This window comes from Micromonospora sp. NPDC007271, from assembly GCF_040634005.1.
Classification (GTDB): domain Bacteria; phylum Actinomycetota; class Actinomycetes; order Mycobacteriales; family Micromonosporaceae; genus Micromonospora.
This window is the reverse complement of the sequence record NZ_JBEYER010000017.1, coordinates 73,345-85,505: the sequence shown is the minus strand read 5'-3', so window position 1 is coordinate 85,505 and position 12,161 is coordinate 73,345. Positions and strand designations below refer to the sequence as shown.

Annotated in this window: 9 protein-coding genes; 2 read left to right on the top strand and 7 right to left on the bottom strand. The window is 75.1% G+C overall.

The window, feature by feature from the left end; translation table 11 throughout:
* The 3 genes from ABZ570_RS09135 to ABZ570_RS09125 all read right to left on the bottom strand — a co-directional run.
* Positions 1-379: VOC family protein (locus ABZ570_RS09135; protein WP_358059256.1), on the bottom strand; the 379-nt coding region annotated here is incomplete at its 3' end.
* A gap of 247 nt (positions 380-626) precedes the next feature.
* Positions 627-1,787, bottom strand: a complete 1,161-nt coding sequence (locus ABZ570_RS09130) for a HAMP domain-containing sensor histidine kinase (RefSeq protein ID WP_358059253.1) — start codon at positions 1,785-1,787, stop codon at positions 627-629.
* Positions 1,788-1,842: 55 nt separating this feature from the next.
* On the bottom strand, positions 1,843-2,511 hold the full coding sequence (locus tag ABZ570_RS09125) for a response regulator transcription factor (RefSeq protein WP_358059250.1): 669 nt from the start codon (positions 2,509-2,511) through the stop codon (positions 1,843-1,845).
* Positions 2,512-2,638: 127 nt separating this feature from the next.
* Here ABZ570_RS09125 and ABZ570_RS09120 point away from each other — a divergent pair, with 127 nt between their 5' ends.
* Positions 2,639-3,865 (top strand): peptidase C39 family protein, encoded by a 1,227-nt coding sequence (locus ABZ570_RS09120; protein WP_358059247.1) that lies wholly within the window; start codon positions 2,639-2,641, stop codon positions 3,863-3,865.
* A 1-nt stretch (position 3,866) separates the two neighbouring features.
* Here the strand turns inward: ABZ570_RS09120 and ABZ570_RS09115 are convergent, their stop codons facing one another.
* The 3 genes from ABZ570_RS09115 to ABZ570_RS09105 all read right to left on the bottom strand — a co-directional run bounded on the left by ABZ570_RS09115 (position 3,867) and on the right by ABZ570_RS09105 (position 8,592).
* Positions 3,867-5,147, bottom strand: coding sequence for a PQQ-binding-like beta-propeller repeat protein (locus tag ABZ570_RS09115; protein WP_358059244.1), 1,281 nt, complete (start codon positions 5,145-5,147; stop codon positions 3,867-3,869).
* A complete protein-coding gene (locus ABZ570_RS09110) occupies positions 5,144-6,421 on the bottom strand; it encodes a PQQ-binding-like beta-propeller repeat protein (RefSeq protein ID WP_358059241.1) in 1,278 nt (425 codons plus the stop codon). The genes ABZ570_RS09115 and ABZ570_RS09110 overlap by 4 nt, the downstream gene beginning before the upstream one ends.
* Before the next feature lie 278 nt (positions 6,422-6,699).
* The gene (locus ABZ570_RS09105; protein ID WP_358059238.1) at positions 6,700-8,592 is read right to left on the bottom strand and encodes a hypothetical protein; all 1,893 of its coding nucleotides are present in this window, start codon (positions 8,590-8,592) and stop codon (positions 6,700-6,702) included.
* 160 nt (positions 8,593-8,752) lie between these two features.
* Here ABZ570_RS09105 and ABZ570_RS09100 point away from each other — a divergent pair, with 160 nt between their 5' ends.
* Positions 8,753-9,946, top strand: coding sequence for a hypothetical protein (locus tag ABZ570_RS09100; protein ID WP_358059235.1), 1,194 nt, complete (start codon positions 8,753-8,755; stop codon positions 9,944-9,946).
* 212 nt (positions 9,947-10,158) lie between these two features.
* Here ABZ570_RS09100 and dxs read toward each other — a convergent pair whose 3' ends face one another.
* On the bottom strand, positions 10,159-12,102 hold the full coding sequence (gene dxs / locus ABZ570_RS09095; protein ID WP_358059232.1) for a 1-deoxy-D-xylulose-5-phosphate synthase: 1,944 nt from the start codon (positions 12,100-12,102) through the stop codon (positions 10,159-10,161).
* Positions 12,103-12,161 lie beyond the last annotated feature (59 nt).

Here is a 12,161-nt window from a genome sequence, read left to right as displayed (position 1 = left end):
GCACGTGCTGGAAGAGCCGCTGGTGGGCGGCCTCGCGCAGGGCGACGTAGAGGCGGGCCAGCACCACCCAGCCGGTGCCGTCCGGCCGCCGCCGGTCGGCGACCAGGGTGGCCCCGAGGCCGCGCAACCGTTCGACCTCGGCGTCCCGGGTGCCCTCGGCCGCGTGCAGGTCGAGGTGGAACGCACCCTTGCCGTGCCGCTCTCCCACCTTGACGAAGAGCAGGTCGGGCCCGTGCCCGTCGGGCGCGACGAGCACCGCCTCGGGGTCGCCCGGGTGGTCGTCGTCGTGCGGCTTCCGGTCGAGCACCCGACCCCACCAGCTGGCCAGGGCGTACGGGTCGTCGGACTCGACAGTGACGAAGTGGATGTGTGCACTCACGGTGCTTCCTCCTGATCGGAGTGCGCCCGCCGGGAGTGGATCGTGTCAGCGAGGACCGGGGCGGGGCGCGGGACTGTTCACGGTGGACATCAACCACACCCCCTTCCGCACGTCGGGCTGACGCGGCAGATCATGGCACGGTCCCCGCCCGGCGGACAAGGCGGCTTCACGCCGCCCGACCCGGCCCCACGGGACGGGCACCGGACCAGACGGTTCGGCCGGTCACGGGCCGCCGGGCGCGTGGCTGTCAGGTGCCGGCGGGCGCGTCGGCGGACGGCAGGGTGACGGTCACCTCCAGGCCACCGCCCGGCTGGGCGACCGCCGTGACGGTGCCACCGTGCGCGTCGCAGACCGCCCGGACGATGGAGAGCCCCAGCCCGGAGCCGCGGGCGCCGGTACGCTCCTGGCCGCCGCGCCGGAACGGCTCGAACAGCCCCGGCACGTCGGCCGGGGCCACCTCGAACCCGGTGTTCCCCACCACCAGCCAGGACCGTTCCCCGTCGCTGCTGGTGCGGATCCACAGCCGGCCGTGCAGGTGGTTGTAGCGGACGGCGTTCTCCACCAGGTTGCCGGCCAGCCGGTCGAGCAGGCCCGGGTCACCGACCACCGGCGCCGGCCGCAGCTCGGTGTGCACCTTGAGGCCGATCCGCTCCACCTCGCGGGCCATCGCGGAGAGGGCGTTGGCGGCACCCACCGCCAGGTCACTCTCGGCGCGGCGGGCCAGCCGGCGCCCGGCCTGGGCCTCGCTGCGGGCCAGCACCAGCAGCGCGTCGACGAGGCCGTTGGCCCGTTCCGAGGCGTCCCGGACCACGGTGGCCATCCGGCGGTACTCGGCGCTGTCCGCCTCGTCGTCGCTGAGCGTCACGTCGATCTCGGTCCGCATCACGGCGAGCGGGGTACGCAGCTCGTGCGACGCGTTGGCGACGAAACGCCTCTGCGCCTCGAAGGCGGCGGCGATCCGGTCCAGCATCGCGTCGAACGTCTTGGCCAGCTCGGCCACCTCGTCGTCGGCGCCGGACCAGCCGATCCGCTGGTCCAGCGTGGCCTCGCCGAGCCGGCGGGCGGTGGCGGTGACCTGGTGCAGCGGGCGCAGCGCCCGCCCGGCCACCAGGTACGCCCCGGCCACCCCGACCACGCTGATCGCCAGCAACGCACCCAGGCCCTTGAGCAGCAGTTCCTGCGAGGCCGCGGCGACGAGCTGTTGCTGCCACTGCCCGGCCTCCAGGGTGCGGCCGTCCGCCAGCACCACCGTGGTGCCGGGCGCCAGCTCGTCGGTCGGCCGCAGCGCGTCGCGGACCAGCAGCCAGGCCAGCAGCACCAGGATCGCCCCGGCCCCGACCAGCAGCACCCCGTTGAGCAGGGTGAGCCGCAGTCGCAGGGTGGGACGCAGCCACCGCCGTCGGGTCATGATCGCACCTCGGTTCGCGACTGCGGGGCTCGCAAACCCGGCTCACTCCTCGCGCTCACGCCGACACCTCGGCGGTGCGGTAGCCGGCCCCGACCACCGTCTCGATCAGCGGCGGGTCACCGAGCTTCTTGCGCAGCGTCATGACGGTGACCCGGACGATCGTGGTGAACGGGTCGGTGTTCGCGTCCCAGACCCGCTCCAGCAGCTCCTCGCTGGAGACCACCGCGCCGCGCGCCTTGAGCAGCTCCGCCAGCACGCCGAACTCCTTGTTGGTGAGGTCGACCGGCACGCCGCCGCGGGTGACCACCCGGCGGGCCGGGTCGAGCACCAGATCAGCGAGGGCCAGCACCGGCGGGGCGGCCGGGGTGGCCCGGCGGCCGAGCGCCTGCACCCGGGCGACCAGCTCGTCGAAGGCGAACGGCTTGGGCAGGTAGTCGTCGGCGCCGAGCTGCAGCCCCTCGACCCGGTCGGCGACCGTGCCGCTCGCGGTCAGCATCAGCACCCGGGTCAGGGTGCCGGAGGCGGCCAGGTCGGCGCAGATCCGGTCGCCGTGCACGCCGGGCAGGTCCCGGTCCAGGACCACCACGTCGTACCGGGTGACGAAGGCCGCCTCGTGCCCGGCGTTGCCGTCGTAGGCGACATCCACGGCCATGCCGCGCTTGCGCAACCCGCGCGCGATCGCGTCGGCGAGGTTCCGCTCGTCCTCGACCACCAGCACCCGCATCCCGGCCCTCCCGCCTCGTGACCTCCCGACAACCTAGTGCCAGCCACCAAACCAGCGTCCCTCGCCGTCTTTGCAAAAGACCTTCAGGTACGTCATGCTCCCGGCACCTGGCGACAAGGAGCTGCCGATGACCGCAACGCCCGGCCGGCGGGACGTGGCGTACCGCCGCTTCCGCTTCCCGGCGGACCTCGCCCTCGGCACGGCGGACGGGGTGGCCGGCGGCCCGGACGGCCTGGTGGTCGCCGAGCCGACCGATGCGGTCGACCACACCGACCCGCACGCCGGCGTCACCATCCGGTACGACCGGGCCGCCTGGACGTCGCCGGTGGTCGGGGTGGGCTTCGCCGCGCACGAGATCGTGCCGTCGTGGACCGCCGACACCCCGCCGGGCTGCTGGCTCAAGGTGGAGTTGCGCGGCTGGCACGAGGACACGCCGACCACCGACTGGTACGTGCTGGGCCACTGGGCCGCCGACGACACCGACTTCCACCGCAGCTCGGTGCCGGGGCAGGCCGGCGACGACGCGCGGGTGCTGGTCGACGTGCTGCGGGTCGCGGCGGCGATGGTCACCGGCTGGCAGGTCCGGGTCACCCTGTTCCGCCGCTCCGGAGCCACGGCCGGCCCGGTGCTGCGGACCGTCGGCGCGGTCGCCTCGGCCGACGCACCGGCCCGCACGCCCGCCGACCCCGCTGGCCCGGCCGGCCCGGCCGGCCGGGCGACGGACGCGGACGGCACCGGCGCCCGGGGGCGGGTGCTCGACGTGCCCCGGTACGCACAGCGGCTGCACGCCGGCGGGGAGACCCGCTGGGGTGGCGGCGGGGACTCCTGGTGCAGCCCCACCTCCGTCTCGATGGTGCTGGACTTCTGGGGCGCCGGCCCCACCCCCGACCGGTACGCCTGGGTCGACCCGCCCGGCCCCCGGCCGGCGGTGGTGCACGCCGCCCGGCACTGCTACGACCACGCGTACGCGGGGGCCGGGAACTGGGCGTTCAACACCGCGTACGCGGGCCGGCACGGGGTGGACGCCTTCGTCACCCGGCTGCGCGACCTGGCCGAGGCGGAGCGGTTCATCGCGGCCGGCATCCCGCTGATCGTCTCCGCCGCGTTCACCGTGGGCCAGGTGCCGGGCCTGGACTACGACACCCGGGGACACCTGATGGTGCTGGTCGGCTTCACCGCCGACGGCGACCCGGTGCTCAACGATCCGTACGCCCCGGACGACGAGAGGGTGCGCCGGACCGTGCCACGCGCGCCGTTCGAGGTGGCCTGGCAGGCGGGCAGCGGCGGGGTCGCGTACGTGCTCCGACCCGGGTCGGTGCCGCTGCCCCCGGCCCCCGCCCAGGCCAACTGGTGAATCACCGGCCGTCCGGCCAGACCATCAGCCCGCCGGCCGGCGACCGACAGACCAGCGCGGCATCGGCGGCGACGCAGTCGCCCCAGGAGCCCGGGAGCACCGCCCGGTACCGGACCTGGGCGGCCGACACGTCCAGCTCCGCCACCAGCGTGCGGCCCCCGACGACGGGACGGAAGCCGAGCAGCCGGGACCCGTTCCGGTCGACGTCGGCCAGCCGCCAGCGGCCCAGCCCGGCCAGGGCACGGCCGGCTCCGGGATCGAGCACCGCCAGTTCCACCGCCGGCCCGCCGGCCGGGGCGACGGCGAGCAGCCGGTCCCCGACCCGGCGGGCGTCGGTCCAGTGGTCGTCGCTCCAGCGGAGGCGGCCGGTGACCGGGTCGTAGGTCCGCAGGCCGGACGCCTGGTCCCGCCGGCAGATCACTTCGGCGCAGTCGGCGAACCAGGTCGCGCCGTCCCGCCGGACCGGGAGCGTCCACCGCCGGTCCAGCCGGTCCAGGCCGTACGCGGTGACCGTGCCCGACGCGTCGACCAGCAGCAGGTCGCCCACCACCTGGGTCAACCGGTACGGCGCCCGGCCGTCGGTCGGCGGCAGCCGGCCGGCCCGCCGCAACGCGCCGGTGTCGACGTCGTACACCTCCACCCGTCCGTCGTCGGTGAGCAGCACCGCCGCCGTCACGCCCCGGTCCCCGAACCCGTACACCATCCCGCTGTCGGGGAACGGCATCGACCAGCGCACCGTGCCGGACCCCGGGTCGACCGCCCGGATGGTGTCCGTCCGGCCCGGCTGCTCGACGAGCACCCCGCCCGCCTGGGTCGGCACCGGGTAGCCGGGCTGCCGCCACCGTATCGACCCGGTGCGCGGGTCCAGGGCGGTGGTGCGGGCGCTGTCGGACCCGGGCGGCCCGCTGGTCACCAACGACAGGCCGGCCACCGCCCACAACCCGGTCACGTCGTCGCCGTCGGGCAGGGTGAACCGCCACACCGGCGCGCCGCCGGGCAACCCGTACCCGACGACCTCCCGGCCGCCGCGGCCGGTCGGGTCCGGCCATTCGGCAACGATCAGCCGGTCGGCGACGACCAGGAAGTGGGCGTCGTGCGGGGCCGGCACGGAAACGCCGGGCGGCCGGCGGGGCGCCGGCGCCGCGCCGGCCAGGGTGAGCAGCGCGGCACAGCAGAGCGCCAGCACCCGGGCCGGCGCCGCCGGGGGCCGACGGGCCCGCGGGGGCGGCGGCTCCGGCTGGTCCCCGTGCCGCAGCTCCCCCAGCTCGATCACCCCGCTCACCGGTTCCACCACAGCACGAGACGGCCGTCGATCCGGTGGCAGACCAGCAACGCCTCGCCGAGGCGACAGTCCCCGACGGCACCCGACAGGGCGTCACGGATCCGGGCGTGTCCGGCCACCGGATCCAGCTCGGCGATGATCAGCCGGCCGTCCCCGCCCAGCCGTACGCCGAACACGGGGCCGTCCCGGCCGGCCCAGTCGTCGCGCGAGATCACCTGCCATTCGCCGAGGTCGGCGACGAGCCGGCCGGTGGCCTCCTCCACGACAGCCAGCGCGGAGGCGGTGGGCACCCGCCCGGCGACCAGGAGCCGGCCGTCAGCCGCCGCCAGCACCGCCGACCATCGGGGGTCGCTCCACCGGGTCGCGCCGGTGGCCGGGTCGAGCACCGCCACCCCGTCCTGCCGATAGGCGCAGAGCGACCGGCCGCAGGGCTCGACGTACTCGGCCAGGGGCAGCGCGACGGTCCAGCGGGGGTCCAGCCGGTCCAGGTCGTAGCCGGTCACCGTGTCACCGTGGCCGATCACCAGCAGCAGGTCGGCGGCCGCCACGGCCCACCGCCGCGCGGGCGGCGCGCCGGAGCGCAGGTCGCGGGCGACCAGCCGGGTGCCGGCGGCGGCGTCGAAGACCTCCACCGTGCCGGAGTCGCGCACCAGCACGAGCCGCTCCATCCCGGCCGGCCCGCGGCTCACATTCAGCTCGGCCGAGGTAGTCGGGATCGACCACAGCGTCCGGCCGGTAGGGACGTCCAGCCGGCGGGTTTCGGTGGTGCCCGCGTCGTTGCCGGTGTGCAGCAGCAGGAGGTCGCCCACCGGGAAGGCCACGCCGGGGTGCCGCCAGCCGAGCCGTCCGGTCGCGGCGTCGACGGCCGTGGTCTCCCATCCGACGTCGCGGGCGGTCCGGCCGATCAGCAGCAGCCGCCCCTGGACGGCCCAGGCCATGTCGACGTCACCGTCGCCGGGCAGCGGAATCCGCCACAGTGTCCGCGCCCGGCCCGCCGTCACCCGGTACGCGACCAGCCGCCGGCCGACGCCGCGCTCCGGATCGGGGGGCTCCGCCACGTACACCTGGTCGCCGGCGACGAACACCTTCGCGACGGGACCGCCGGGCACGGTCGCGGCGATCCGGCGCGGTGCCGGTGCCGCGCCGGCCAGGGTGACCAGCGCCGCCAGCAGCACCACGAGGCACCGGTACGGGCGGCCGACGGCCCGCGGCGGCCGGGCCGGTGGGTCGGGCGCGGGTTCGTCACGGAGCACACCCAGATCGATGATCGCCACGATCGCCCCTCTCCGCGCCGCCGCCTGCAGGCCGTCGGGCGCACACCGCGCGGGCATCCCGGGCGGCCGGGGCGACGCCGGGCCGGCCGGTCCGACGGCCCGCCGTGGCGGAGGCGCCCCGCCGGCCGGCCCGCGCCGACGTGCTGGCCATCGGAGCCTATGCGTTGCTGGGCGTTCTCGTCTGCCTCAACCGCTGGCGAGACGTGCGGCAGCGGGGCCCTCGACGGAGCCCACTCCGCCGACCGACCTGATGACGCGGACGATTCACCGCGGGCCGGTCAGGCGGCCGAGCGGCTCAGCGTCCGGACGTCCCAGAACCACACGTCCAGCTCCCGCCGGGCGGGGCCGACCAACTGCTCCACGGTCAGCCGCAGCGGCTCGGCGTTCGGCTGGTCCAGCGGCAACACCACGATGGCCGCCCGCCAGTGCCGCAGCTCGTCGAGGAAGCGGCGGCGCTGCCGGTCGTCGAGCTTCGGCGTACGCCCGGTGGCCGCGACCTCCGCCAGCAGGGCTCCGATGCCGCTGGGCCGCCCGCCGAAGCGGCCCGGGTCGCCGGTGACCCCGTTGCGCGGGGCGAGGAAGTACCCGCCGGGGATCTTGAAGGCCAGGCCGGTGCTGGCCGCCCACCGCATCGGGTCGCTGTGGCCCTGGCTCGGCACCGGCACCGGCACCAGGGTCTGGTCCGGGCCGACGTACTGCCGCCAGCGGTCGGCGGTGATGAACTTCGGCACCGGCGGGCGGTCGGTCACCTGCAACGGCATCGGTGCGATCGGCAGCAGCGCGAACACCAGGCCGGCGGCGGTGAGGGTACGCACGGTCCGCCGCTCGACGGTGCGCAGCGACCAGGCCCGTTCGACGGCGAAGGCCAGCAGCACTCCGACGACCACGGTCGTGATCAGCCCGAACCGGGTGGGCACCACCGCGTCCAGCAACGGCAGCCGGACCAGCAGATCCCACGGGCCGGTGAACAGGTACCGGTCCCACCAGGTCACCCGCTCGCCGAGGGAGAGCACCGCGAAGAACAGCCCGGTCGCCGCGAGCGCCCGGACCAGCACCTCCCGGCGCAGCCAGACCACGATGCCGACGGCCAGCAGCGACAGGCTCCAGCCGAAGAAGGCGTTCTCCTCCGAGTAGTTCGGGGCGAGGTTGACGTTCGCCCGCTCGTCGCCGCCCAGGGTCGGCGAGCCCTGGGCGAAGAACGCGGCGATGTCGTTGCCGTAGTCCTGGACCGCGTCGCTGAGCCCGTGATACGCCATCGGTCCGGCGAACTGGACCCAGAGCGGGTACGCCAGCAGCGCGCCGGCGAGCACCGCGCAGACGGCCAGCCCGGTCCCCAGCGGACGCCACGCCGTGGCCCACCGCTCCCGCTGCTGGACGACCACCGCGAGCAGGAACACGCCGCAGGACAGCGCGGTGAAGAGCAGGATCTCCTCGTTGATGAACGCCTGCACGGTGACCATCAGGGCGAGCAGCGCGCCGTCGCGGGCCGGGCGGGTGGAGCGGGTCAGCACCAGCACCCGCCACACGATGAACGGCAGCAGGAACTGGGAGATGATGTTGGGGTGCCAGTTGGCGTGCGCCAGCATGGCCGGCGAGAACCCGCAGAACCAACCGCCCACCGCGGCGGCCAGCCGGGTACGCACCACGTGCTGGGAGAGCATCCGGTACCAGGCGGCGGCGGTGCCGGCCAGACCGAGCGTCACCAGCGTGACGAAGGAGACCGCCGGTCCGAACAGGACCGTGATCGGCACCATCGGGATACCGAGGGCCAGGATGGCGGTGTTCGCCATCATGTTGACCCCGTCCGGATAGTTGACCTGCTCGGTGAAGAACGGGAACTCGCCGTGCAGCACGACGCGCACCGAGTGGGCGAGGAAGAACTGCATCACCGCCGGGTCGCCGCTGTAGAGGGCCGCGACCCGGCCGGCCGGGTCGGCCCAGATCCGGCTGGTCACCCAGAGCGCGGCGAGCAGGAAGCCGCCGTAGACGGCGAGGTCGACGCGGCGTGGGATCCACCGCCGGCGCGGGGCCGACCGGCCCGCTCCGGCGTTCGGTGACGCCGGCCGGGCGGGGGCCGCCGGTGCGACAACGGTGTCGGGGAGGACGGAGGTGATGCCCGTCGGGATGTCGGCGTCCGGTAGCGCATCGACACGGGGCTCGGCAAGCGTCACAGTCGGCGGAGTCTACTGGAGCCGGAAAATAGCCGCGAATCCCCTGGGTTCCACTGTGGAGCCCGACCGGGAGGGACGAGGACCGGCGGGGGCGACTCACCGGACATCTCGTACCATGTGGCTTCCAAACACGACCGGCGACGGGATCGGGGGCGTACAGGTGGCGACAGTCCGCCGACCCGGCACAACGGCCACCGCGCTGCTGGCCCTGCTGCTGGCCGCGACCGGGTGCGGGCCCGTCGCGGGTCGGCAGCCGGCCGCGCTCCGGGCCGGCTACGACAGCCTCGACGGGCCGCTGGCCGTCTGGCCGGCGCGCGGCAGCCTGGCCGGCGACGCCGACGCAACCGCCGGGATCAGCTCGGCCGTGCGGGACTGGCGCTCGCCGGTCGACGACCGGGTGCACCTGTCGTCGTCCGGCATCCTCTTCGCCGGCGAGGCGGCCGGGGCGCCGCTGGCCCTGGTCGCCGCCGACGTGCCCGGCGAGAGCGCCTCCTGGCTGCTGCAACTCGACCGGGCCGGGGAGCGCTGGCGGGTCGCCCACGCCATCCGGTACACCGACCCCGGCTACCTGGTCTACTCGGACGTGCTGCCGGTCCAACTCCCCGCGGGCCGGCGCTACCTCACCTCGGCCCGCGTGGAGCGGCTGCTCGGCCCGGACGGCCGCCCGCTGGCCAGCACCGACGGCCTCACCGAGCCGGTCGCCGTCCCGGCCTGCCGGGCGGTGCCACTGACCGCGACGCTGCGCGCCACCCGGTCGCTGCCACGCGGCCGGGCCGCCGACCGCGTGCTCGACCTGGGTACGGGCATCGCCGCCCCCCGCTATCCGCTGGTCCGCGACGAGACCGGTTCCGGCAAGCGGGCCCTGGCCGGGCTGGACACCTGCGTCCTCGCCGCCGCCACGGGGCCGTTCGGCAGCCTTCCGCGCCCACTCGGCGACGGGGAGGCGCCGCGCTCGGTCCCGGAGTCCTGGCCGATGGCGGGGATCGCCGTCCGGTCGCTTGGCGAGCTGGCGCTGGGCGGCGACCGGCCGGGCGACCTCGAACAGCTCACCTGGGAGAGCGCCACCGGCACGATGACCGCGGTCGTCTACCGCTCGGCCGACGGCGCCGCGCCGATCGTGTCCCCGGCCGACCGGTCAGGCGAACTGCAGGCGTACCTCCTGCCGGTGCCCGGGCAGGAGGTGGCGGTGCTGAGCTGGCGCGTCAACCGGGATGCCTCGTTCGCCGCCCCGCCGGGGACCGCGCGCCTGGTGGAACGGCCGGGGCTGGTGGTGGTGCCGCAGCCGGACCGCAGGCAGACGTTCAGCCTGGCGGGGCCGGAGAAGACCTGGTATCGCTCCGTCGAGGGTCGCTGACCTGCGGCTTCGGCGAACCCCCGCGCACTGATCGACACTGGCGGGCCAGTCCGCCAGACACAGCGTCCAGCCAGGCGGGAACGTTGACGGGCAGGCTGGGTTCTCCTCGGCGGGTCGAACGGCTGGGCTGCCACCGGTCAAGGTGGGCACGACGCACCACGCCGGCCGGGCGGGCCCCGCGCGAGGCAGGGCCGCCCGGCCGGCGTGGTGGGTCAGTTCTTGGCGGCGGCCTTGTCGGGGGCCGGGTCCACGGGCTGGGCGTCCAGGCCGGAGATCCAGCCGGTGACGTCGCGGGCCACGTCCTGCGCGGTCAGGCCGAGGTCGACCAGGATCTGCGCCCGGGTGCCGTGCGGGTGCCAGTCGGCCGGCACGCCCAGGTCCTTGAGCGGCACCCGGACGTCGGCGTCCCGCATGGCCTGACCGAGCGCGTCGCCGACGCCGCCGACCCGGACGCCGTCCTCGACGGTGACCACGAGGCGGTGCCCGGCGGCCAGCTCGACCAGCTCGGCCGGGATCGGGCGGACCCAGCGCGGGTCGACGACGGTGACGCCGTAGCCCTGCTCGGCGACCCGGGCGGCCACCTCCATGCCGAGGCCGGCGAAGGAGCCGACCGCGACCAGCAGCACGTCGGTACGCGCAGACTCGGCCAGCACGTCGACCGCGCCGACCCGGCGGACGGCCGGCAGGTCACCGGCGACGGTGCCGGTCGGGAAGCGGAGGATGGTCGGGCCGTCCTCCACCGCGACCGCCTCGCGCAGTTCCTCGCGGAGGCTGGCCGAGTCGCGGGGCGCGGCGATCCGCAGGCCGGGCACGACGCCGAAGACGGACATGTCCCAGATCCCGTAGTGGCTCGGCCCGTCCGGGCCGGTGATGCCGGCCCGGTCCAGCACGAAGGTGACCGGCAGCTTGTGCATCGCCACGTCCAGCAGCACCTGGTCGAACGCCCGGTTGAGGAAGGTGGCGTAGACGGCCACCACCGGGTGCAGCCCGCCCATGGCGAGGCCGGCCGCCGAGGTGGCGGCGTGCTGCTCGGCGATGCCCACGTCGTACACCCGCTTCGGGTACTTGCGGGCCAGGGCGGCGATGCCGGTCGGCTCGGCCATGGCCGCGGTGATGCCGACCACGTCGGGCCGCTCGTCGGCGATCTTGACCAGCTCGTCGGCGAAGACGTTCGTCCACTTCACCGACGGGGCGGCGAGCAGCTTGCCGGTCTCGGTGTCGAACGCGCCGGGGCCGTGGAAGCAGTCCGCCTCGTCCTCCTCGGCCGGGCGGTAGCCGTAGCCCTTGCGGGTGACCGCGTGCACGATCACCGGGCCACCGAAGTTCTTCGCGGCGCGCAGCGCCGACTCGACCGCGGTCACGTCGTGGCCGTCGACCGGGCCGACGTACTTGATGCCGAGGTCCTCGAACATGGCCTGCGGCGCGACCGCGTCCTTGATGCCCTTCTTGACCGCGTGCAGCACCTCGTACATCGGCTTGCCGACCAGCGGGGTGTTGCCGAGGGCGTCCTTGACGGTGTCGAGCACCTTCTCGTAGCCCGGGTTGAGCCGCAGCGAGGAGAGGTGGTCGGCGAGGCCGCCGATGGTCGGCGAGTAGGAGCGACCGTTGTCGTTGACCACGATGACGAGGGGGTTGCCGGCGGTGGCGATGTTGTTCAGCGCCTCCCAGCACATGCCGCCGGTCAGCGCGCCGTCGCCGACCACGGCGACCACGTTGCGCCGCTCGGCGCGCAGCGCGTACGCCTTGGCCAGCCCGTCGGCGTACGACAGGGCGGTGGAGGCGTGCGAGTTCTCGATCAGGTCGTGCTCGCTCTCCGCCTGGCTGGGGTAGCCGGAGAGGCCACCGCGCTGGCGGAGCTTGTCGAAGCCCTCCTGCCGGCCGGTGATGATCTTGTGTACGTATGCCTGGTGGCCGGTGTCGAACAGGAGCCGGTCCCGCGGCGAGTCGAAGACCCGGTGCATCGCCAGGGTCAGCTCGACGACGCCCAGGTTGGGGCCGATGTGCCCGCCGGTGCGGGAGACCTTGGCGATCAGGAAGTCACGGATCTCAGCGGCGAGGATGTCCAGTTGCTCGGCGGTCATCCGCTTCACGTCCTGCGGGCCACGGACGGTGCCCAGCAGCCGACCGTGGTTGGCCGTGTCCTCTTCAACGCTCATGACCGAAGAGTCTATCGGCCGCCCACCGGCACGCAGCCCGACCATGGATCTCCGCAGCC